This window comes from Azospirillum sp. A1-3, assembly GCF_023806445.1.
GTDB lineage: Bacteria > Pseudomonadota > Alphaproteobacteria > Azospirillales > Azospirillaceae > Azospirillum.
Genome location: NZ_JAMSLU010000001.1, coordinates 1267455 through 1288149 on the forward strand (window position 1 = coordinate 1267455; position 20695 = coordinate 1288149).

Here is a 20695-nt window from a genome sequence, read left to right on the forward strand (position 1 = left end):
GCGACTTTAGTGTCCCAGCTTGACCGGCACAAGACCGCGCGGCGGTTCTATCCCTTGTGACCGTCTGGCGCAGGACCACCTAAGGGCGACCCACTCCACGCAAGGGCGGTACAGCGCATATGACCACGACCTCTCCCCAGGCCACCCGGGCCTTGACGATCCTGCTGGCGGCGCCGCGCGGCTTCTGCGCCGGGGTGGACCGGGCGATCCAGATCGTCGAGACGGCGCTCGACCGCTATGGGGCGCCGGTCTATGTCCGGCACGAGATCGTCCACAACCGCTTCGTGGTTGAAAGCCTGGAAGCCAAGGGCGCCATCTTCGTCGACGAACTGACCGAGGTGCCGGACGGCCGCCCGGTGGTCTTCTCCGCCCATGGTGTGCCGAAATCGGTGCCGCAGGCGGCCGAGGCGCGCGGGCTGTTCTATCTCGACGCCACCTGCCCGCTGGTCAGCAAGGTGCATCGCGAGGCCGAACGGCATTTCGACGAAGGCAAGCAGATCGTCCTGATCGGCCATGCCGGCCACCCGGAGGTGATCGGCACCATGGGCCAGTTGCCCGACGGCGCCGTGGTGCTGGTGGAGACGGTGGCCGACGTGGCGACGCTGGAGGTCCGCGACCCGGAAAACCTCGCCTACGCCACCCAAACCACCCTGTCGGTCGACGAGACGACGGAGATCCTGGCCGCGCTCCAGGCCCGCTTCCCCGCCATCGCCGGGCCGAAGAAGGAAGACATCTGCTACGCCACCACCAACCGCCAGGCGGCGGTGAAGGCCATCGCACCGAAGGTGGACGCGCTGCTGGTGCTGGGGGCACCGAACTCCTCCAACTCCAAGCGGCTGGTGGAGGTGGCGAAGACCCATGGCTGCCCGGCCGCCCAACTGGTCCAGCGCGCCGACGACATCGATTGGGACGCGCTGTCCGGCGTCGCCCGCCTCGGCATCACCGCCGGTGCATCGGCGCCGGAAGTGCTGGTGGAGGAGGTCATCGAGGCCGCCCGCGCCCGTTTCGACGTGACGGTGGAGGAGCTGCGCACGGCGACGGAGAACATCGTCTTCAAGCTGCCGCGCGCGTTATCGGTGGAGCGGGAGGCCGTTTGACGGCGCCGGAACCCGGTCGCGGGGCGGCGCGTTGCTTCAGGCGGAGCGCATGCTCCACCGTGACGAGCGTGAGGTGAAGCCTTGGTGGGTTGGATCATTCGGACGCTGGTGCTGTGCTTCGTCGTCGGCTTCGTGCTGTCGTTCCTGCACATCGATCCGGCCAGCATCCTGACGAACAGCTGGCAGACGGTGCAGGACATCGTCGCGCTGATGATCGACGCCGGCCGCTGGGCCCTGCCCTACATCCTGATCGGCGCCGTCATCGTGGTGCCGCTGTCGGTGATCGGGCTGGTCCTGCGCTGGAATCGCACGCGCCCGCCCTCGTAGGCGTTGCCGTCCAAAACGCGGACAAAAAAACAGGAGGCACCGGAACCGGGGCCTCCTGTGAAACAGGGAGGGTTAGAGACAGTCAGAGGTCTACGCCCATCCACCCCCTCCCGCCTTGATGCAGGTCAACGGACAGGCACTTTCCGTCACCCCCCGGCCGAAAAGAAAAAGCCGGAGACATCCATGCGGATGCTCCGGCTCAGTGATACAGGGAGGGTTAGAGACAAGAAGGACCTTATCCGGAAACGCATAGACCGTTCGTTGATCTGCATCAAAAGAGGCGAAAATCCGTGCGTTCTGTTCGCGTCGTTCCGTCGCAGCTTCCGGCCGGCCTGATCAACCGAGAATCTCCGCCAGCGCCACCACCAGCGCCTTGTTCTCCTCCTCGCGGCCGATGGTGATGCGCAGGCAGTCGGACAGGCCGTACTCGGTCACCGGCTTCACCAGGATGCCGCGGCGGGCGAGATGGTCGATGACCGCCTGGGTGCCGAGCGACGGATCGGTCGGCACGCGGGCCAGCACGAAGTTGCAAACGCTGGGATAGACGCGCAGCCCCACCCGCTCCAACTCGCGCGACAGCCAGGGCAGCCACCGCGCATTGTGGGCAAAGGTCGCCTCCTCATGCTCCGCATCGCTGAGAGCGGCGGCGGCGGTCAGTTGGGCGGGCAGCGAGACGTTGAAGGCACCGCGGATGGCATTCACCGCCTCGATCACCGTGGCGGGACCATAGCCCCAGCCGACCCGCAAGCCCGCCAGCCCGTGCATCTTGGAGAATGTGCGGATCAACAGGACATTGTCGGAATTCTCGACGATCTCCGTGCCGTCGCTGTAGTCCGGCATCCGGCAATAATCGGCATAGGCCGAATCCAGCACCAGCAGTGTGGTGGACGGCAAACCGGCGCGCAGTCGCTGCACCGCCTCCGCTGGAATGTAGGTACCGGTCGGATTGTTGGGGTTGGCGAGGAAGCAGATCTTCGTGCGCTCGCTGGCGCGGTCAATCATCGCCTCCACATCCACCACCATGTCGCGCTCCGCGGCCACGACTGCGGTTGCCCCGGCGGCGCGGATCGCCTTGAGGAATCCGCGATAGCCCCGCTCGTGGCACAGAACCTCGTCACCGGGGCCGGCGAAGGCCTGGGCGACCAGATGGATCAGTTCCTCCGACCCGGCGGTGCAGACGATGCGGTCGGCGTCGATGGAATGACGGCGCGCAATGGCGTGGCGCAGCGGTTCCTGATCCCAGTCGGGATAGCAATGGATGCGCGTGGCCGCCTCGCAATAGGCGTCCAGCGCCAGCGGGCTGGGTCCGAGCGGATTGTGGGTCAGCGACAGGTCGATCCACCGGCGGCCGTCGCGAGGCGGGCGAGCGGGACGGTACGGCTTGATCTGGCCAACGCTGGGACGGGGGCTAAGCAGGTCCATAACCTCGGTCTCCGTAAGCGGATCGGTCGAACAGCACGTCGGGCGACCGATTGAACCGCAAACTGGTGCGCGACGCCACAGGACATTGCGTCGCGCACCCCAACTCGAGGTGTTTTATTTCCAAATAGCAGGCCGGACGGAAGTGCCGGCCTGCTGCCCGGATCAGTGGTTTAGAATTTGGCTGAGGAAGAGGCGCGTGCGCTCCGACTTGGGGTTGGAGAAGAACGCGTCCGGCGTGTCCTGCTCCACGATCTCGCCGCGGTCCATGAAGATGACGCGGTCGGCGACCGACTTGGCGAAGCCCATCTCGTGCGTCACGCACAGCATGGTCATGCCGTCCTCGGCCAGCCCGATCATGACGTCCAGCACCTCCTTGACCATTTCGGGGTCGAGCGCGGAGGTCGGCTCGTCGAACAGCATCACCTTCGGGCTCATGCACAGCGACCGGGCGATGGCGACGCGCTGCTGCTGGCCGCCCGACAGCTGGCCGGGATATTTCTTGGCCTGCTCGGCGATGCGCACCCGCGTCAGGTAGCTCATCGCCCGCTCTTCCGCCTCCGCCTTCGGCATCTTGCGGACCCAGATCGGGGCGAGCGTGCAGTTCTCCAGCACGGTCAGATGCGGGAACAGGTTGAAGTGCTGGAACACCATGCCGACTTCGCGGCGGACCAGTTCGATGTTCTTCAGGTTGTTGGTCAGCTCGATCCCGTCGATGACGATCGTGCCCTTCTGATGCTCCTCAAGCCGGTTCAGGCAGCGGATCATCGTCGATTTGCCCGAGCCCGACGGGCCGCAGACGACGATGCGCTCGCCCTTCTGGACATTGAGGTTGATGTTCTTCAGGACGTGGAACTCGCCGTACCACTTGTTGACGCCCGTGCAGCGGATGATCTCCTCGCCGCTGAGGGTGTGCTTCGGCTTGGTGCCCTGCGACATGGCCTGGGACATGGGTCTTCTAGTCTCCCTTGACGGCGTTGATCTAGCGGCGATGGCCACGGTTCAGGTCGCGTTCCAGCTTCTGGCTGTATTTCGACATGCTGAAGCAGAAGATCCAGTAGATCACGCCGATGAACAGATAGGCCTCGCGGTAGAAACCGCGCCAGGACGGGTCGGACAACGCGGCCTTCGCGGTGCCGAGCAGGTCGTACAGGCCGATGATGATGACGAGCGAGGTGTCCTTGAAGAAGCTGATGAAGGTGTTCACCAGCGGCGGGATGGCGATGGCCAGCGCCTGCGGCAGGATGATCTTGCGCATCTTCTGCCAATAGCCGAGCCCCAGCCCGTCCGCCGCCTCATACTGCCCCTTCGGGATCGCCTGCAGGCCGCCGCGGATCGCTTCCGCCATATAGGCGGCGGCGAACATGATGAAGGCGATCTGCGCACGCAGCAGCTTGTCGACGGAAACGCCGTTCGGCAGGAACAGCGGCAGCATCACCGACGCCATGAACAGCAGGCTGATCAGCGGCACGCCGCGGATCAGTTCGATGTAGGTGACGCACAGCACCTTCACCGCCGGCATGTCCGACCGCCGGCCCAGAGCCAGCAGGATCGACACCGGAAAGGCGACGGCCAGACCGACCACCGACAGGATGATGGTCAGCGGCAGGCCGCCCCACAGCGTGTTCTCGACATAGGTCAGGCCGAAGACGCCGCCCCACATCAGGATCGCCACCACCGTCAGCCCGGCGGCCCAGACCAGCCCGAACCAAGGCTTCCAGAAGCGGCGGTCGCAGCTGGCGACCAGCAGCGCGATGAACACGCCGATGGTCAGCAGCGGACGCCACTGCTCATCCCACGGGAACATGCCGAACATGATGAAGCGCAGCTTCTCGCCGATGAAGCCCCAGCAGGCGCCGCCGGCATCCTGCCGGCAGACCGTGGAGTTCGAATCGAAGCCATGCGCGTTGACCAGCAGCCATCCGACGAAGGGCGGGATCGCCGAGACCAGAAGCGCCAGGACCAGAATGGTCAGGATGGCGTTGTACCAGGTGTTGAACAGGTTGCTCCGCAGCCACGCGATGGGGCCGACGGTGTTGGCCGGCGGACGCTCGTCCGGCAGGCCGACGCTTTGCACGTTGTCGGTCATGGCCGTTACCGCTCCACCAGCGCGATGCGCTTGTTGTACCAGTTCATGAAGATCGAGATGCTGAGGCTGATGACCAGATAGGTGCCCATGATCATCGTCACGCCTTCGATCGCCTGACCGGTCTGGTTCAGGGTCGTGTTGGCGATCGACACCAGATCGGGGTAGCCGATGGCCAGCGCCAGCGAGCTGTTCTTCATCAGGTTCAGATACTGGCTGGTCAGCGGCGGCACGATCACCCGCAGCGCCTGCGGCAGGATCACAAGGCGCAGCGTCGGACCGCTCGGCAGGCCCAGCGCGCGCGCCGCTTCGGTCTGCCCCCAGTTGACCGCCGTGATGCCGCTACGCACCACCTCGGCGATGAAGGCCGCGGTGTAGAGCGTCAGGCCGGTGAGGATGGCGAAGAACTCGGGCGAGATCGCGACGCCGCCGGAGAAGTTGAATCCGGCCAGTTTCGGCATATCGAGCGCCATCGGCGCCCCGCCGGCGATCCAGGTCAGGATCGGCAGGCCGAGGATCAGACCCAGCCCGGCCCACCCCGCGGGGAAGGGCTGTCCGGTGCGCGCCTGCCGCGCCTTGGCCCAGCGCGACACGCCCCAGGCGGCGGCGATGCCGACCAGCAGGGCGATGCCCATGTTGGTCCAGACCGGATCGGCGACCGGAACGGGAATGCGCAGGCCGCGCTGCGACAGGAACACGCCCGGCAGCGGATTCAACGCCTGGCGTACCGCCGGCAGTCCGTCCGACACCAGCGCGTACCAGAAGAACAGCTGCAGCAGCGGCGGGATGTTGCGCACGATCTCGACATAGGTCGAGGCCAGCTTGGCGATCAGCCAGTTGCTGGACAGCCGGGCGACGCCGATCACCGTGCCGATGATCGTCGCAAGAATGATGCCGATGACCGACACCTTCAACGTGTTCAGCACGCCGACCAGGAAGGCCCGGCCATAGGTATCCTTCGGCGAATAGTCGATCAGCGACTCGCCGATGCCGAAGGCCGCTTCACGCCCCAGGAAATCGTAACCGGTCGCGATCGAGCGCCGCGCGAGGTTGTCGAGCGTGTTGGAAATAAGGAACCAGCCGACCAGAACGACCGCGCCGACCACCAGGATCTGGTAGACGATCGCACGGAACGTCGGGTCGCTGAGGGAAATGGATACGCCACCCGGCGGCGGAGCGCCTTGGGTGGTCCGGGTCTCGGTCGCCACGGACTACTCTCCCCCAACCATCGCGCCCCATACGGTGCCCACGCGGTCCCGGACATTTTCCGGGCAATTTCCACACCGTAGGGGAAGCGACATGTCTCCCAATGCGGCCAGTTGCGCGGGCGTTTCGCTGACGCCCTTCGCGACCGCTCCTCTACCGGAAGGCCGCCCCCGGCAGGTTCCCGACGGGCGGCCTTCAAACGGTGGTCTGCCTTACCGGAACGGCTGCGCGTACATCAGGCCGCCCTTGGTCCAGAGCGCGTTCAGGCCGCGCTCCAGCTTCAGCGGGGTGCCCGGGCCGACGTTGCGGTCGAAGATCTCGCCGTAGTTGCCGACCTTCTTCACGACGTTGTAGGCCCACTTCTCGTCCAGGCCCAGAGCCTTGCCCATGCCCGGCGAGGTGCCGAGAAAGCGCTGGACGTCCGGGTTCTTGGAGTTGGCGAACTCGTCGATGTTCTTGGAGTTGATGCCGAACTCTTCCGCCTGGATGGTGGCGTAGACCGTCCACTTCACGATGTCGAACCACTGGTCGTCGCCATGGCGCACGGCCGGGGCCAGCGGCTCCTTGGAGATGACTTCCGGCAGAATGACATGGTCTTCCGGAACCGGCGCGACACCGGCGCGGGTGCCGGCCAGACCAGACACGTCGGTCGTCAGCACGTCGCAGCGGCCGGCGAAGTAAGCGGCGTTCACCTCGTCGTTCGACTCGATGACGACCGGGTTGTAGGTCATGTTGTTGGCGCGGAAATAGTCGGCGAGGTTCAGTTCGGTGGTGGTGCCGGACTGGACGCAGACGGTGGCGCCGTTCAGTTCCTTGGCGCTCTTCACGCCCAGCTTCTTCGGAACCATGAAGCCCTGGCCGTCATAATAGGTGACGGGGGCGAAGTTCAGGCCGACCGAGGTGTCGCGGGTCAGCGTGGCGGTGGTGTTGCGCGACAGCAGGTCGACCTCGCCCGACTGGATGGCCGGGAAGCGCTGCTGCGCCGACAGCGGGGTGAACTTGACCTTGTTCGGGTCGTTGAAGATGGCGACGGCGACGGCACGGCAGTAATCGACGTCGAGGCCGGTCCAGTTGCCGGCGCTATCGGGGTTGCCGAAACCCGGCAGGCCGGCATTGACGCCGCACTGCACGAAGCCGCGCTGCTTGATGGTGTCCAGCGTGGCAGCACCGGCGGCGGCGCTGGCGGTAATGACCACAGCCGCCGCGGCGGCGGCGAGAAGCCCTGACTTCATAATTATTAACTCCACCCTGTTCTTGCGTTCTTCGCATTTGAGCGGTCTGACGACGCGCCGACCACGCCGGCCATGTGATCCCCGGGGAGCCTGAGGTAGCCCCGACGGGCCGCCCCTGTGGGGATCGCGACGCAGCCATGCGCGTGGGACAAGAGTGTATCAACTTGATCCCGCTTGTCGAATCATCCGTGCATTTGTGGTGATACCAGACTATACCGCCCGCTGACGGCACTTCGGCGCAATCGGTGTTGGCCGCAGGGCCTTCGGAATGACACAATGTTCGGCTCCGCCGCACCGGAACGCCGCACCAGCCAAACGGACAGTCGATGAAGGACGTCACGCAGGACACGATTCTCGTTCATGCCGGCCGCGATCCGCGGAACAACCACGGCATCGTCAATCCGCCGGTCTATCACTGCTCCACCGTGCTGTTCCCGACGCTGGACGCGCTGGAGGAAAGCGACCGCAACACGCTGGAAGGCGTGCATTACGGCCGCATGGGCACCCCCACCACCTTCGCCTTCGAAGAGGCGGCGGCGGCGCTGGAGGGCGGCTACAAGTCGGTGAACACCGGCTCGGGCCTCGCCGCCATCGCCATCGCGCTGTCGGCCTTCACCAAGGCCGGTGACCATGTGCTGATCACCGACAGCGCCTATGGCCCCACCCGCCGCTTCGCCAAGGAGACGCTGGCGCCCTATGGGGTGGAGGTCGAGTTCTACGATCCCTGCATCGGCGCCGGCATCTCGGCACTGCTGCGGCCGAACACCAGCGTGGTCTTCCTCGAATCGCCGGGCTCGCTGACCTTCGAGGTGCAGGACGTGCCGGCCATCGCCGCCGCGGCCAAAAAGGTCGGCGCCACGGTGATGATCGACAACACCTGGGCGACGCCGCTGTTCTTCCGCCCCTTCGACCACGGCGTCGACCTGTCGATCCATGCCGCGACCAAATATATGGTCGGCCATGCCGACGCGATGCTGGGCGTGGTCACCTGCCGGGACGAGGAAAGCTGGACCGCGGTGAAGAAGACCGCCACCCGCTTCGGCGTCTGCGGCGGGCCGGACGACCTTTATCTCGGCCTGCGCGGCCTGCGCACCCTGTCGGTGCGGATGCGCCAGCATCAGGAAAGCGCGCTGGCGCTCGCCGACTGGCTGGCCGCCCGGCCGGAGGTGACGCGCGTGCTGCACCCCGCCCGCCCCGACTTCCCCGGTCACGAGCTGTGGAAGCGCGACTTCACCGGATCGAGCGGCCTGTTCTCCATCATCATCAACCAGGTGCCGCGCAAGGCCCTGGCGGCGATGCTGGACGGCATGGAGCTGTTCGGCATGGGCTACAGCTGGGGCGGGTTCGAAAGCCTGATCCTGCCGACGCGGCCGGCGGCCGTGCGCTCCGCCACCCGCTGGACCGATCCGGGACAGGTCCTGCGCCTGCATGCCGGTCTGGAAAGCCCCGACGACCTGATCCGCGATCTCGAGGCCGGCTTCCGCCGGATGGCCGCCGCCCTCTGAGCCGCGGGCCTGTGAAGGAGTGATTTGCCATGACGGACACGCCGTCGATCGATGCCGGCCCCTTTGACGAGGTGCTGGCCGCCATCCGCTTCACCGCCGACGGGCTGGTGCCGGCAATCGCCCAGGCCGAGGGCAGCGGCGAAATCCTGATGATGGCCTGGATGAACCGCGATGCGGTGGTGGAGACCTTGTCAACCGGCCGCGTCTGCTATTGGTCGCGGTCGCGCGGCGGACTGTGGCGCAAGGGCGAGACCTCCGGGCAGGTCCAGCGGCTGAAGGATTTCCGGGTGGATTGCGACGGCGACACGCTGCTGCTCATCGTCGAACAGGACGGCGTCGCCTGCCACACCGGCCGGCGCAGCTGCTTCTATCGGGCTTGGCGGGCGGGAAAGCTGGAAACGATCCAGGAGGTCGAAACCGATCCGTCCATTCTCTATGGCGGGCATTCGCACAGCCACGGCTGAGCGGGAGGCGATGAAGACGCGGTTCGACGCCGCTGCCGGATTTCTTGATCCACATCAAAGCAGCACCCGCGCCGAAAGGTATACACAGCTTCTTGTCTCTAACCCTCCCTGTATATGACTGCACCGGGCGTTCCTTTGGACGCCCGGTAATTTTTTGCGCACACCGCCGGATCCGCAATCGTGGACAGCGGAATGCACATTTGCGCCGCCGATCCTCTTTCGGACGATCCGTTCCGACAGTGCTTTTGCCTGCGGCCTACTGCCCTCCCCGTCCGCGCATCGCCTTCGGCCGGCGCCCCTGTGCCCTTCCGCCGGCCTGGACCTGCCCATAGGAGCAGCAAAGTCTCCGTTCCGTCACAGAAAGATCCCGCTTTGGATCACAAATACGTCGAATAAAGAAACATTAAAGACCATAAATCCAATTAAGCTTCGATTATCTGTGTCATCTCTCCCTGTCCCGTTTGTACTGCCCCTTTATCGCTTTTCGACCGCCCGGGCCTCATGGTTAACATCTGGTTAATCGTTAACAGCACGTTAACGGCACTGATGGAGAGACGCCATGCGCCAGTTTTGGGGGACTTCGAACAACGACGCCATGACCGGCACCGCCTATGACGACCGGCTCGACGGTCTGGATGGCGACGACCGCGTCAACGGCGCCGGCGGTAACGATCAGCTGTATGGCGAACGCGGCAATGACTCGCTGATAGGCGGGCTGGGCAACGACCAGCTTCATGGCGGCGACGGCAACGACTGGCTCGGCGATCCCTATGGCGGCAACGAGGCCGGTAACGATTCGATGTGGGGCGATGCCGGCAACGACCAGCTGTTCGGCGGCGACGGCAACGACTGGCTGAACGGCGGCACCGGCGACGACATCGTCAAGGGGATGCGCGGCGACGACACCATGATCGGCGGTGCCGGCAACGACACGCTGTACGACAGCTATCGCGACGGCGGCGCCGACCTGTTTCAGCCGGGCACCGGCGACGACCTGATGGTCAGCTACACCGACGGTCAAGTCGACCGTTTCCTGATGGAGCGGGCCACCGGCGGCTTCGGCCACGACACCATCAACTATTTCGAGAAGGGGATCGACCAGATCGAGTTCCACGGCTACGCCGCGTGGGAGATGGCGATGACGACCAATGGCTCGAATTCGGTCTTCACCTTCACCGACGGCTCGTCGCTGACGGTGGACCAGATCGGCCTGAGTGCCGCCCACGACTTCATCTTCACCTGACCCGTCCCGATGGAGGTCTTCCGCCGACGATGGGGTCACCCCTTCGGCGCGCGGGACCTCCGGCCATGCTCGTGCTGTTCTAGGGACGCACAGTTCCGCGCCGTCAGCAAAAGGGCCAAGACCGATGGATCACCGCCGCCTTTCCCTGCGCATGCCCCTCCCCAGCCTGTCGGCTCTGGCCATCCTGCCGGTTCTGGCCCTGCCGGTTCTGGCATTGGGCGCCTGCGCCAGTTCCGACATGGGCGGCGTCCCATCGGCGGAGGTAGCGACCAAGCCACCGGTGGAACTCGTCGGATTGACCGTGCAGACGCCGGACGGCCGCCGGATCCTCGGCAACGTCAGCGATCTCGTGATCGGGCCGACAAACCGGGTGGAACAGGCGATCGTCACCGTTGGCGCCCCGCGCTTCCCGAACGAGCACAAGGTGATGGTCGGCAGCGACAACCTGCGCTACGCCCGCAATCGTCAGGCCGTGATCCTGACCGGCATGACGGCGGAGGAATTCGCCGCCCTGCCGCCCATCGCCGGAAGCGACCGCATGGTTTCCCTTGGCAGCGGCGGGGCTCTTCCCTCTTCCGGAACCGCGCCGACCAACTGGGCCGGTGCCACCAAGTCACGCTGACCCTTTCCCAACCGAACACGCATCAACAAGAAAGGGGCCGGATGAACCGGCCCCCTTTTGCTTGTCCAGGCTTGGTGACGACAGGCGTCACTTGCCCTGCAGCTGCTTCATGATGTCGTCGTTCGGGTTCGACTCAGGCTGCGCCGGTGCGCCGAAGGGCGGAGCCACTTCCTGGTTGTCGAAGGCCGGAATTTCGATCTTCACGTCGTCCAGATTGATCTTCGGTCCCTTATCGCGGCCGGCATCGACCAGCTGCGGGAAGGAGATGACGAGGGCGACCATGATGATCTGGATGAAGACGAAGGGAACCGCACCCCAATAGATCTGGCCGGTGGTGATCTTCGCAATCTTCTTCCCGGTGATCTTGTCGATATAGTCGGTCTTCGGTGCCACCGACCGCAGGAAGAACAGCGCGAAGCCGAAGGGCGGATGCATGAAGCTGGTCTGCATGTTGACGCCCAGCAGCACGCCGAACCAAATCAGGTCGATGCCCAGCTTGTCCGCCACCGGCCCCAGCAGGGGGACGATGATGAAAGCCAGCTCGAAGAAATCGAGGAAGAAGGCCAGGACGAAGACCAGGATGTTGCAGACGATCAGGAAGCCAAGTTCGCCGCCCGGCAGGCTGATCAGCAGATGCTCCACCCACAGGTCGCCGTTCACCGCGCGGAACACCAGACCGAACACGGTCGAACCGATCAGGATGAACACCACGAAGGATGACAGCTTGGCCGTGGAGTCCATCGCCTGACGCATCAGGCTCCAGCTCAGCTGCCGCTTTGCGAGCGCCAGCAGGAGGGCGCCGGCCGCGCCCATGGCGCCACCCTCCGTCGGGGTGGCGATGCCGATGAAGATCGTGCCCAGAACCAGGAAGATCAGCACCAGCGGCGGCACCAGCGAGGTGATGACGCGCAGCAGAAGCTTCCAACCGCGCAGCGTGCGGGCTTCCAGCGGCAGGGCCGGCACCATCTCCGGCTTGATGATACTGGTGAGCAGAATGTAACCGGTATAAAGGCCGGTCAGCACGAGACCGGGGATCAGTGCGCCGGCATACATGTCGCCAACCGAGCGGCCGAGCTGGTCGGCCAGAACGATCAGCACCAGCGACGGCGGGATGATCTGGGCCAGCGTGCCCGACGCGGCGATGACGCCTGACGCGATACGACGGTCATAGCCGTAGCGCAGCATGATCGGCAGCGAGATCAGGCCCATGGAGATGACCGAGGCCGCGACCACGCCGGTCGTCGCCGCCAGCAGCGCGCCGACGAAGATCACCGCATAGGCCAGACCGCCGCGGACCGGACCGAACAACTGCCCGATGGTATCGAGCAGATCCTCGGCCATACCCGATCGTTCAAGAATCAGGCCCATGAAGGTGAAGAAGGGGATAGCCAGCAGCGTGTCGTTGCGCATGATGCCGAACACGCGTTCCGGCAGCGCCTGCAACAGCGCCGGGGTCAGCAGACCCAGCTCGATGCCGATCAGACCGAACGCCAGACCGTTCGCGGCCAATGCGAAGGCGACCGGGAAACCCATCAACAGGAAGAACACCAGCGCGCCGAACATCAGCGGCGCCATGTTGGCGGTTACGAACTCGACCATCTGGGGGGCGCTCCCGGTCCTTAGGAATGGCTGTGCATCTTCTCGCCCGGCTCGTCACGATGACCGGTGAGAAAGGCGACGCGCTTGATCAGTTCGGAGACGCCCTGCGCGGTGAGCAGGAAGAAGCCGACCGGGACCAGAAGCTTCACGGGCCAGCGGATCAGGCCGCCGGCATCGCTCGACATCTCATTGGTCACGAAGCTGTCCATGAACATGGGCCACGACAGCACCATGATCAGGAGCGTCATCGGGAACATGAAGAAGATGATGCCGAAGATGTCGACCCAGGCCTGCACCCGCTTGGAAAAGCGGCCCAGCACGATGTCGATGCGGATGTGTTCGTTGCGCAGGAAGGTATAGCCGGCGCACAGCAGGAACACGCCCGAGAACAGATACCATTGCAGCTCCAGCCACGCATTGGAGCTGGTGTTCAGCCCGTAGCGGACCACTGCGTTGACGGCGCTGACGACGACGGCGACCAGCACGAGCCAGTAGGCGAGCTTGCCGATGCCTTCGTTCATGGCATCGATCAGCCCACTTAGTCTGAGCAGACCTCTCAAAGGAGAAACCTCCCTGTTGCGGGGGCGCGGCTTCAGCCGTCCCCTTTTGCTTTTGTTGCAGCCGCGCACGCGCGACAGGTCGCAACCCTCTCTCGATTGGAGGGTATACCAAAAGATATGATTGGACGGGACTATTCCTTTCCCGCCCCCCAGCGGCAAGGGCTACGTTGGAGCTACGTAGAATCCCGTAGGCGGATGGCGCGGAATGCGTTGCAAATCGCAGCGTCTGCGACCACCCGCCATGTGCTTGGGCCAGTCGGCGTCGATCAACGGCGATCACCGGCATCGGCCACACCACTGCAATCGTTGCCATCGTTAAGGTATGGAAGGATCAGCGCGTTCTGCTGCTACGTCCGGCAGGCAAGGCACGCAACGCCACCGGGCACGCCTGGGATACCGGCGTCAACTGTCCCGGCAGACAATGTCGATGCACCGGCAAGATCGATGCACCGGCAAACCGAGCGGTTCGGGAGCAACATCAGTACCGCCCGAGTGCAGGCATCATCTGCAAGAGGAAGCATCGTCGACGGGGCGGCGACGATGCTTCTACTCCCCGTCTCCATCCTGCGCGATCCCGGCCGGGCGCCAGCCGTCCTCGCCCAGGCATTCCAGCGGATGGAACTTCGCCTTGTAGGCCATCTTGCGGCTGTGGGCGATCCAATAGCCGAGATAGACATAGGGCATGCCGGCCAGCCGCGCCCGTTCGATCAGGCCCAGGATCATGAAGGTGCCCAGGCTGCGGCGGTCCTGCGCCGCGTCGTAGAAGCTGTAGACCGCCGAATAGCCGTCCGACAGCCGGTCGGTCAGCATGCAGCCGACCAGCTGTCCGCGCTCGTCGCGCGCCTCCAGCAGGTTGGTGTCCGCCCTGCCCTCGTCCACCATGGCGGCGAAATCGCCCATCGCCATCCGGGCCATGTCGGAATCGCCATGGCGGGAGTTCTGGTAGAGCGCGAACAGCCGGTACTGCTCCGACGTGGCGTAAGCCGGGCGCTCCGCCAGCGTCACCCCTTCATTCAGCTTCAGCACCCGGCGCTGCGACCGGGTCGGCACGAACTCCGCGACCGGCACGCGCACCGGCACGCAAGCCTGGCAGTTGGGGCAGACCGGGCGATAGACGATGTCGTGGCTGCGGCGGAAGCCGGCGCGTGACAGGGTCGAATTCACCTCGGTCGCGAAGGGACCGATCAGGCGGGTGAACAGCTTGCGTTCAACACGTCCGGGCAGATAGGGGCAGGGCATCGGCCCCGACCGGAAGAATTGCTGCAATGGACGCTGCGGCGGCTGGATGACCGACATTCTGACCGACAACCACCACGACAGTGAGGAGGAGGCGGAGGAGCGTGATCCCCTCCGCCGGACCAGAGCTTACTGCGACTGGCTCTGAACTGCCAGAGGAGGCTGAGCACCGAAGAAGGCTTGTGCGATTTCCGTGGTCACGACGCTCAGTTGCAGCTGTATCCAGTCGAGATATTCGTGCAGGCCGTCACGCAGCACCGCGTCGATCGGACGGGACAGCAGCGCGGCCAGCAGCTCGTCCACCCGCTCCATCGCCGCCGAGCCGCCGCGCAGGTCGTAGCGCGAGCGCATCCGCGTCAGCACCCCGTCGATCTGCCGCACGCACATCACGACGGAACGCGGAAATCCCTCGTTGAACAGCATGAAGCCGGCAACCGTGGTCGGCGACATGCCGCGGGGATAGACGCGACGGAAGGCGTGGTAACCGGCGGTGCAGCGCAGGACCGTCGTCCATTGGCTGACGTCCAGCGTGGACCCGACCTCGGCCGGCGACGGCAGCAGCGTGTGGTACTTGATGTCGAGCAGGCGCGTGGTCTGGTCCGCCCGCTCGATATACTTGCCCATCTGGTAGAAGTACCAGCCCTGGTCGCGGTAGAAGGTGCCCTCGGTGATGCCGGTGTGGGTCTGGCATTCCTCCTTGATCCAGGTGCACACCTTGGACAGGTTCTGCGCCGCCACGTCCTTGACCGACATCTCCAGCAGCTTGTTGTGGAACACGTTGATCTGCGTCCACATCTCGGTCGAGATCCAGGGGCGCAGCGTCCGCGCATTCTCCCGCGCCATCCGCAGCATCGACAGCAGCGAATTCTGGTTCTGCCCGTCGAACATGTAATAGTGGATCACCGCCTCCGCCGTCGGGCGGTCATGGCGGCTGAAGAAGTCCTTCTCGTCGGCGTTCAGCTGGACGATGGAGAACCAGTTGGTGGCCCCGCGGGTGTCGCGCGCGAAGGTTTCGTGCACGTCCAGGATGCGGGCCAGATTCTCGGCCCGTTCCATGTAGCGGGCCATCCAGAAAATGCACTCGGCGTAACGGGACAGCAGGTTCATGCCGCACCACCTTCCAGAACCCAGGTGTCCTTGGAGCCGCCGCCCTGGGACGAATTGACGATCAGCGTGCCCTTCTTCAGCGCAACGCGCGACAGGCCGCCGGGCAGGACCCAGGTGCTCTTGCCGGTGATGGCGAAGGGGCGCAGATCGACGTGGCGCGGCTCGATGGCGTCGTCGCAGACGGTCGGGCAGACCGACAGGTCGACCACCGGCTGGCTGATGTAGTTGGACGGATCGGCCAGCAGCTTGGCCCGGCAATCCTCCAGTTCCGCCTTGCTGGCGCGCGGGCCGATGGTGATGCCGTAGCCGCCGGCCTCGCCCACCGGCTTCACCACCAGATCGGCCAGATTGTCGAGCGTGTATTGCAGGGCGTCCGGCTCGCGGCAGATGCGGGTGTCGACGTTGGGAATGATCGGGTCCTGGTCCAGGTAGTATTTGATCATCCGCGGGACATAGCAGTAGACCGCCTTGTCGTCGGCCACACCGGTGCCGATGGCGTTGGCCAGCGCCACGTTGCCCTTGCGGTAGGCCTCCAGGATGCCGGGAACGCCCAGCAGACTGTCGGGGTTGAAGGCCCTGGGATCGAGGAAGGCGTCGTCCAGCCGGCGGTAGATGGAATGGACCGGAGCGAGGCCGTTGGTCGTCTTCATGAAGACGCGGTCGTTGTCCACCACCAGATCGCGCCCTTCCACCAGCGGCACGCCCATCTCGCGCGCCAGGAAGATGTGCTCGAAATAGGCTGAGTTATAGGTGCCCGGCGACAGCAGCACCACCTGGGGATCGTCGACCGGCGCGATCTCCATCATGGCGTCGAGCAGCTTGTGGCCGTAATTGTCCACCGGGCGGATGCCGATGTCCTGCATCAGGTCGGGGAAGACCCGCTGCATCATATGGCGGTTCTCCACGACATAGGAGACGCCGGACGGAACGCGGCCATTGTCCTCCAGCACGCGGAAGGTGCCATGGCGGTCGCGCACCAGATCGGTGCCCATGATGTGGATGTAGGTGTTGAAGGGAACGTCCAGCCCGATCATCTGCGGGCGGAAATTGTGGTTCCCCTCGACCAGATCCCGCGGGATCACCCCGTCCTTCAGGATCTTCTGGTCGTGATAGATGTCGTGCAGGAACAGGTTCAGCGCGGCGACCCGCTGCGTGACGCCCGCCTCCAGATGCTTCCATTCCGGTGCGGAGATCACCCGCGGGATGACGTCGAACGGCAGAATGCGATCGACGGCGTCCTTGTCGGAATAGACGATGAAGGTGATGCCGAGATTGTAGAGTTCCCGCTCCGCATCCTGCGCACGGCGGCGCAATTCATCGAAGTCGAGCGCGGCCAGCCTCTGGCGGATCAGCGCCGTATGTTCGGCCGGCAAATCCATGGCTCCGAACAATTCGTCGAAGTACAGACCAGGATTGTAGGATGACAAAAGGTCGGACGGTTTGCTCTCGGGTACGCTCACAGACTCCCCCGCGCTTGTATCTGACCGATCATCGCGGGCCGGGCGGCATCGCCCCGGCCATGTCGCATTGTGCAGGAAGTATGACCCATCGCCGCGCGCTTTGAACAGGGCAAACGCGCGCGCCGTTGTGCGACGCAATGACAAAGCAAGAATTCGGACGCAGGCGATTCCGGAAATTAGCGCCAAAGTACCGGCGGCACCGAAGACTTATCGTGCTTTGGTGGGAGCGCCGCCGCCGGACTGGCCACCGGCCGCGGGTGCCGCCTGGGTCTCGCGCAGCAGGACCATGGTGATGCGGCGGTTGCGCGGGCTGTTGGGCTGATCGGCGACAAGTGGGTCGCGGTCGGCCTTGCCGACGACATCCTGGATTCGCGACGGGTCGATGCCGCCGGCCTGCAGGGCGCGGCGGGTGGCGTTGGCGCGCTCGGTCGACAGATCCCAGTTGTCGCGGCCGGACCCGGCCGGGAACGGCGTGGAATCGGTATGGCCGCTGATCGACAGCTTGTTGGGCAGCTTCGACAGCGCCTTCGCCACCTGCTGCACCAGCTGGCGGGTCTGCGGATACATCTGGCCGGAGCCGCCGGGGAACATCGACACGCGGTCCTGGTCGACGATCTGGATTCGCAGGCCTTCCGGCGTCTGGTCGATCATCAGATTCTGGGCGAGCGGCTCCAGTTCCGGCACCGACTGGATGGCCTGACGGATCTCGGTGGCCGCCTGCTGGAACTGGCGGGCTTCCTTGGCCGCGCCCTGCAGGCTGTCCATCGCCTCCTTCACCCGCTCGCCGAAGTCGGACAGCTTCTCGCCAGGCTTCTGGCCGGGGATGCCCAGCTGCTTGGCCATCTCCTCCATCCGCTTCTGGAACTCGGCCCGGGTCTCGCTCGGCTTCTGGTCGGCGACGTCGGCATCCGACGCACCATTGGCGGCGGCGTCCTTGCCCGATTTTCCAGGGCCGGTCCCCTGTCCGGGCCCGACGGCCGATTCGGTCGGATCGTCGGCATCGTCGGTCTGCTGCGATGAATAGCCGGGCGGACCCGACACCGGCACGTCGGCCGACATCGGCGAACTGGGGGAGATCTGCGCGCCCGGCACCGTGATGGTCTTGCCGCCCAGCATACCGCCGGAGCCCGACTGTTCGCGGCTGACCGATACGGGCGAGAAATAGTCGGCGATGCCCTTGCGCTGGTCCGAGGTGGTGACGTTCAACAGCCACAGCAGCAGGAAAAAGGCCATCATCGCGGTCACGAAGTCGGCATAGGCCACCTTCCACGCGCCACCATGGTGGCCGCCATGCCCGCCCTTCTTCTTCTTGATGATGATTGGCCGCTCGTCGCCGCCGGAATTCCCGCTCATGCCCTGGCCGTGGCGAATGGTTCGAGGCCCGAAGGCCGATTTCCGCGCGCGGCGCCGCGGTGGATGCGGCGGCCGTCCGCCGCGGCAAAACCTTGACCGGGTTTGATTAAGATCCGTTTAACGACGTTGCCGCCACTAGGGATGCGACGGAGACGGGGCGGAGATGCGGCTTGCACCGGATGGCGTGCTGGATTAATTCGCGGTATTTCCTACTTTCAGTGTCATCTTCGGCCACTCCGGGGGCCTTTCACGGGTCCCCTGCCCTCTTCTCCGCATGCCCCTCCACTTCGGCCCACACCACAGGACGTCATGACCACCGAACAGCCGATCGACCCGCTTGCGTTCCGTTCCGCCCTCGGCTGCTTCGCCACCGGGATCGCCGTCATCACCACCATCGCGCCCGACGGGCTGCCGCTGGGGGTGACGGTGAACTCCTTCTCGTCCGTGTCGCTCGATCCGCCGCTGGTGCAGTTCTGCCTGGGCCGTGCCGCGATGTCGTTCGAGGCGTTCAACATCGCGCCGCATTTCGCGGTGAACATCCTCGCGTCCGACCAGGAGGAACTGTCCAACCGCTTCTCCCGCCGCGACCTGCAGGAGCGCTGGGCCGGGCTGGAGACCACCACCGGCCGCGGCGGCGTCCGCCTGCTGACCGGCTGCCTCGCCACGCTGGAATGCGACCGCGAGCATCTGCTGGACGGCGGCGACCACATCATCGTGCTGGGCCGCGTCCGCAATCTGACCTCACGCGAGGATGGCGACCCGCTGCTGTATTTCCGCGGCCGCTACGCCCATCTCCGCTGAGTCTTCTGTTCAGCCGGCCGCGCGGTGAAGGTCGCGGCCGGTCAGGTGGATGTTGGCATCGGGATCGAGCGCGCGGGCCATGATGCGCTGTTCGGTCGCCCGTTCGAACAGGGGGCGGTTCATGCACACCTGCTGAACCGCCTCGTCCGGCTTCGGCGTGTGGCCGACGATGCCCTGCAGGGTGCGGCGGGTGACGAAGACCCGACCCTGATATTCCCCGACCTGCACCGCGAACTCCACGGCGTCGGCCTCCTCGTTCCAGAAGGGGTCGTCGGGAAACAGGAAGATGGGCATCGGGTCCTCAATCAGCAGAAATCACTTCAGGACATAGGTGATATCATAGCCGCTGCGTTTGAAGCGCGTCTTCAGCAGCGTGCCGTCCGCCGCATACCACAGGTCGCGTTCCACATCGCCCTCGATGCGGTGGTGGGCGGCCTCCATCGCCTTGCCGCCGGCCTCCACCGTCTCCGCCCCGATCTTGCGCGTAGCCACCTTGTAGGGGGCCGCGTCGATCACCGACAGAAGCTCGCGGTGCTTCAGCACGTCCGTCGTCCACAGCGTCAGCGGCAGGGCGCCTGCCGGTGCCTGCTGCGGCTTGCCGTCCACCACCAGCCGGTAACCGCCGGCATCGCGCGCCATGTCGATCTTGTGCGGGGTGCCGTCGTCGTCGGTGGTGGTAGTCATCGATTCCAGAACGCCGCCCTTCCACATCTCCTCCCGCTTGTGGTCGTAGCGGAAGTTGATGAACAGCACCTTCACCCGCGTGGTGGCGGTGACGGTGACCTTGGTGCGGTCGCCCTGCGGTTCGATCTTCACCTGTTCGGTGCCGATGGGGTCCTCGCCCATCAGGATCTGGTAGGTCAGCGAGCGCGCTGTCCCCTGGGCAGACGCCGCACCCGGCAGGCCGGTCAACAGCGTGGCCGCCATCAGGGCAGCCGACAGGGTGGCGCATTTGGTGCGCATCGTCGTCATCTTCGTTTCCTCCCGGTTGGGTGTGGTTGGCGGCTCTTGCGGCCGCTGCGTCAGTCGTCCAGCAGTTGAGCCAGCTTCATCGCGACGCCCATTGAGCCTTCGACCTTCAGCTTGCCCATGGTGAAGGCCAGCATCGGGTTCAGCTTGCCGTTGATGAGCTTTTGCAGGTTTTCCGGCGAAATGCGGATGGTGCAGTCGGATTCGGCATCGTCGCGGCTGATGCTGATCGGGCTGGCGCGGCCATCGACCCGGATCACCTCGCCCTCCTTGCCCAGCAGGAAGCGGACCGAGGCGTTGAGCGAGCGGAGATCGCCGCTGCGGCTGCGCAGTTCCTGCAGAATGTCGTCGACCATGAAAGCGTGCCCTCAGGATTGTTCGTAGGACTGGTCTTGACAGTAGGCGCGCA

General features: G+C 65.1%; 21 protein-coding genes. 7 read left to right on the forward strand and 14 right to left on the reverse strand.

The annotated features are described in order from the left end of the window. The first annotated feature begins 119 nt into the window (after nt 1–119). Both ispH and M5E06_RS06060 read left to right on the forward strand, forming a co-directional pair. A complete protein-coding gene (gene ispH / locus M5E06_RS06055) occupies nt 120–1097 on the forward strand; it encodes a 4-hydroxy-3-methylbut-2-enyl diphosphate reductase (RefSeq protein ID WP_252137516.1) in 978 nt (325 codons plus the stop codon). An 84-nt stretch (nt 1098–1181) separates the two neighbouring features. Then, a complete protein-coding gene (locus M5E06_RS06060; protein WP_252137517.1) occupies nt 1182–1424 on the forward strand; it encodes a hypothetical protein in 243 nt (80 codons plus the stop codon). 336 nt (nt 1425–1760) lie between these two features. Here M5E06_RS06060 and M5E06_RS06065 read toward each other — a convergent pair whose 3' ends face one another. From M5E06_RS06065 to M5E06_RS06085, 5 genes are all read right to left on the reverse strand, one after another. Continuing rightward, nucleotides 1761–2846 (reverse strand): pyridoxal phosphate-dependent aminotransferase, encoded by a 1086-nt coding sequence (locus M5E06_RS06065; protein WP_109152859.1) that lies wholly within the window; start codon nt 2844–2846, stop codon nt 1761–1763. Between the two features lie 162 nt (nt 2847–3008). After that, complete coding sequence (locus tag M5E06_RS06070; RefSeq protein ID WP_109152860.1) at nt 3009–3794, reverse strand: amino acid ABC transporter ATP-binding protein; 786 nt, start codon at nt 3792–3794, stop codon at nt 3009–3011. Between the two features lie 31 nt (nt 3795–3825). Beyond that, nucleotides 3826–4932, reverse strand: a complete 1107-nt coding sequence (locus M5E06_RS06075) for an amino acid ABC transporter permease (RefSeq protein ID WP_252137518.1) — start codon at nt 4930–4932, stop codon at nt 3826–3828. A gap of 5 nt (nt 4933–4937) precedes the next feature. Continuing rightward, complete coding sequence (locus M5E06_RS06080) at nt 4938–6137, reverse strand: amino acid ABC transporter permease (RefSeq protein WP_252137519.1); 1200 nt, start codon at nt 6135–6137, stop codon at nt 4938–4940. 210 nt (nt 6138–6347) lie between these two features. Further along, complete coding sequence (locus tag M5E06_RS06085; protein WP_252137520.1) at nt 6348–7367, reverse strand: amino acid ABC transporter substrate-binding protein; 1020 nt, start codon at nt 7365–7367, stop codon at nt 6348–6350. 326 nt (nt 7368–7693) lie between these two features. On the opposite strand from M5E06_RS06085, the gene metC reads away from it, so the two are divergent. The 4 genes from metC to M5E06_RS06105 all read left to right on the forward strand — a co-directional run bounded on the left by metC (nt 7694) and on the right by M5E06_RS06105 (nt 11201). Further along, the gene (metC, locus tag M5E06_RS06090) at nt 7694–8872 is read left to right on the forward strand and encodes a cystathionine beta-lyase (RefSeq protein ID WP_109152864.1); all 1179 of its coding nucleotides are present in this window, start codon (nt 7694–7696) and stop codon (nt 8870–8872) included. A 29-nt stretch (nt 8873–8901) separates the two neighbouring features. After that, on the forward strand, nt 8902–9336 hold the full coding sequence (gene hisI, locus M5E06_RS06095; protein ID WP_252137521.1) for a phosphoribosyl-AMP cyclohydrolase: 435 nt from the start codon (nt 8902–8904) through the stop codon (nt 9334–9336). A gap of 559 nt (nt 9337–9895) precedes the next feature. Next, a complete protein-coding gene (locus tag M5E06_RS06100; protein WP_252137522.1) occupies nt 9896–10579 on the forward strand; it encodes a calcium-binding protein in 684 nt (227 codons plus the stop codon). 124 nt (nt 10580–10703) lie between these two features. Continuing rightward, on the forward strand, nt 10704–11201 hold the full coding sequence (locus M5E06_RS06105) for a PRC-barrel domain-containing protein (protein ID WP_247871147.1): 498 nt from the start codon (nt 10704–10706) through the stop codon (nt 11199–11201). Nucleotides 11202–11288: 87 nt separating this feature from the next. Here the strand turns inward: M5E06_RS06105 and M5E06_RS06110 are convergent, their stop codons facing one another. The 6 genes from M5E06_RS06110 to M5E06_RS06135 form a co-directional block, all read right to left on the reverse strand. After that, nucleotides 11289–12800, reverse strand: a complete 1512-nt coding sequence (locus tag M5E06_RS06110; RefSeq protein ID WP_252137523.1) for a TRAP transporter large permease — start codon at nt 12798–12800, stop codon at nt 11289–11291. Nucleotides 12801–12820: 20 nt separating this feature from the next. Continuing rightward, on the reverse strand, nt 12821–13321 hold the full coding sequence (locus M5E06_RS06115) for a TRAP transporter small permease subunit (protein ID WP_247870813.1): 501 nt from the start codon (nt 13319–13321) through the stop codon (nt 12821–12823). Between the two features lie 585 nt (nt 13322–13906). Next, nucleotides 13907–14656 carry an arginyltransferase gene (locus tag M5E06_RS06120; RefSeq protein WP_109152880.1) on the reverse strand — a complete coding sequence of 250 codons (750 nt, stop codon included), beginning with the start codon at nt 14654–14656 and terminating at the stop codon, nt 13907–13909. Between the two features lie 69 nt (nt 14657–14725). Then, nucleotides 14726–15703, reverse strand: a complete 978-nt coding sequence (locus M5E06_RS06125; protein WP_136705708.1) for an alpha-E domain-containing protein — start codon at nt 15701–15703, stop codon at nt 14726–14728. Next, nucleotides 15700–17082 (reverse strand): circularly permuted type 2 ATP-grasp protein, encoded by a 1383-nt coding sequence (locus M5E06_RS06130; RefSeq protein ID WP_252137524.1) that lies wholly within the window; start codon nt 17080–17082, stop codon nt 15700–15702. The genes M5E06_RS06125 and M5E06_RS06130 overlap by 4 nt, the downstream gene beginning before the upstream one ends. A gap of 288 nt (nt 17083–17370) precedes the next feature. Continuing rightward, nucleotides 17371–18516 (reverse strand): flagellar motor protein MotB, encoded by a 1146-nt coding sequence (locus M5E06_RS06135; protein ID WP_252137525.1) that lies wholly within the window; start codon nt 18514–18516, stop codon nt 17371–17373. Between the two features lie 309 nt (nt 18517–18825). Between M5E06_RS06135 and M5E06_RS06140 the strand changes: the two genes are divergently transcribed. Continuing rightward, complete coding sequence (locus tag M5E06_RS06140) at nt 18826–19317, forward strand: flavin reductase family protein (RefSeq protein WP_109152872.1); 492 nt, start codon at nt 18826–18828, stop codon at nt 19315–19317. A 9-nt stretch (nt 19318–19326) separates the two neighbouring features. Here M5E06_RS06140 and M5E06_RS06145 read toward each other — a convergent pair whose 3' ends face one another. From M5E06_RS06145 to M5E06_RS06155, 3 genes are read right to left on the reverse strand one after another with little or no spacing between them, the layout of a single operon-like run. Further along, complete coding sequence (locus M5E06_RS06145; RefSeq protein WP_042702619.1) at nt 19327–19611, reverse strand: DUF1488 family protein; 285 nt, start codon at nt 19609–19611, stop codon at nt 19327–19329. A gap of 21 nt (nt 19612–19632) precedes the next feature. Continuing rightward, nucleotides 19633–20289: a DUF6134 family protein gene (locus M5E06_RS06150; protein WP_252137526.1), complete on the reverse strand. Its 657-nt coding sequence runs from the start codon at nt 20287–20289 to the stop codon at nt 19633–19635. A 50-nt stretch (nt 20290–20339) separates the two neighbouring features. Beyond that, entirely contained in the window at nt 20340–20642 is a 303-nt protein-coding gene (locus M5E06_RS06155) for an SCP2 sterol-binding domain-containing protein (RefSeq protein WP_085089532.1), read from the reverse strand. Between the last annotated feature and the right edge of the window lie 53 nt (nt 20643–20695).

What these genes read in the sequence shown, in the direction of transcription:
- ispH (WP_252137516.1), top strand. Translation starts at nt 120, where the DNA reads ATGACCACGACCTCTCCCCAGGCCACCCGGGCCTTGACGATCCTGCTG.
- M5E06_RS06065 (WP_109152859.1), bottom strand. Translation starts at nt 2,846, where the DNA reads ATGGACCTGCTTAGCCCCCGTCCCAGCGTTGGCCAGATCAAGCCGTAC.
- M5E06_RS06070 (WP_109152860.1), bottom strand. Translation starts at nt 3,794, where the DNA reads ATGTCCCAGGCCATGTCGCAGGGCACCAAGCCGAAGCACACCCTCAGC.
- M5E06_RS06075 (WP_252137518.1), bottom strand. Translation starts at nt 4,932, where the DNA reads ATGACCGACAACGTGCAAAGCGTCGGCCTGCCGGACGAGCGTCCGCCG.
- M5E06_RS06085 (WP_252137520.1), bottom strand. Translation starts at nt 7,367, where the DNA reads ATGAAGTCAGGGCTTCTCGCCGCCGCCGCGGCGGCTGTGGTCATTACC.
- metC (WP_109152864.1), top strand. Translation starts at nt 7,694, where the DNA reads ATGAAGGACGTCACGCAGGACACGATTCTCGTTCATGCCGGCCGCGAT.
- hisI (WP_252137521.1), top strand. Translation starts at nt 8,902, where the DNA reads ATGACGGACACGCCGTCGATCGATGCCGGCCCCTTTGACGAGGTGCTG.
- M5E06_RS06100 (WP_252137522.1), top strand. Translation starts at nt 9,896, where the DNA reads ATGCGCCAGTTTTGGGGGACTTCGAACAACGACGCCATGACCGGCACC.
- M5E06_RS06105 (WP_247871147.1), top strand. Translation starts at nt 10,704, where the DNA reads ATGGATCACCGCCGCCTTTCCCTGCGCATGCCCCTCCCCAGCCTGTCG.
- M5E06_RS06110 (WP_252137523.1), bottom strand. Translation starts at nt 12,800, where the DNA reads ATGGTCGAGTTCGTAACCGCCAACATGGCGCCGCTGATGTTCGGCGCG.
- M5E06_RS06115 (WP_247870813.1), bottom strand. Translation starts at nt 13,321, where the DNA reads ATGAACGAAGGCATCGGCAAGCTCGCCTACTGGCTCGTGCTGGTCGCC.
- M5E06_RS06120 (WP_109152880.1), bottom strand. Translation starts at nt 14,656, where the DNA reads ATGTCGGTCATCCAGCCGCCGCAGCGTCCATTGCAGCAATTCTTCCGG.
- M5E06_RS06125 (WP_136705708.1), bottom strand. Translation starts at nt 15,703, where the DNA reads ATGAACCTGCTGTCCCGTTACGCCGAGTGCATTTTCTGGATGGCCCGC.
- M5E06_RS06130 (WP_252137524.1), bottom strand. Translation starts at nt 17,082, where the DNA reads ATGGATTTGCCGGCCGAACATACGGCGCTGATCCGCCAGAGGCTGGCC.
- M5E06_RS06135 (WP_252137525.1), bottom strand. Translation starts at nt 18,516, where the DNA reads ATGAGCGGGAATTCCGGCGGCGACGAGCGGCCAATCATCATCAAGAAG.
- M5E06_RS06140 (WP_109152872.1), top strand. Translation starts at nt 18,826, where the DNA reads ATGACCACCGAACAGCCGATCGACCCGCTTGCGTTCCGTTCCGCCCTC.
- M5E06_RS06145 (WP_042702619.1), bottom strand. Translation starts at nt 19,611, where the DNA reads ATGCCCATCTTCCTGTTTCCCGACGACCCCTTCTGGAACGAGGAGGCC.
- M5E06_RS06150 (WP_252137526.1), bottom strand. Translation starts at nt 20,289, where the DNA reads ATGACGACGATGCGCACCAAATGCGCCACCCTGTCGGCTGCCCTGATG.
- M5E06_RS06155 (WP_085089532.1), bottom strand. Translation starts at nt 20,642, where the DNA reads ATGGTCGACGACATTCTGCAGGAACTGCGCAGCCGCAGCGGCGATCTC.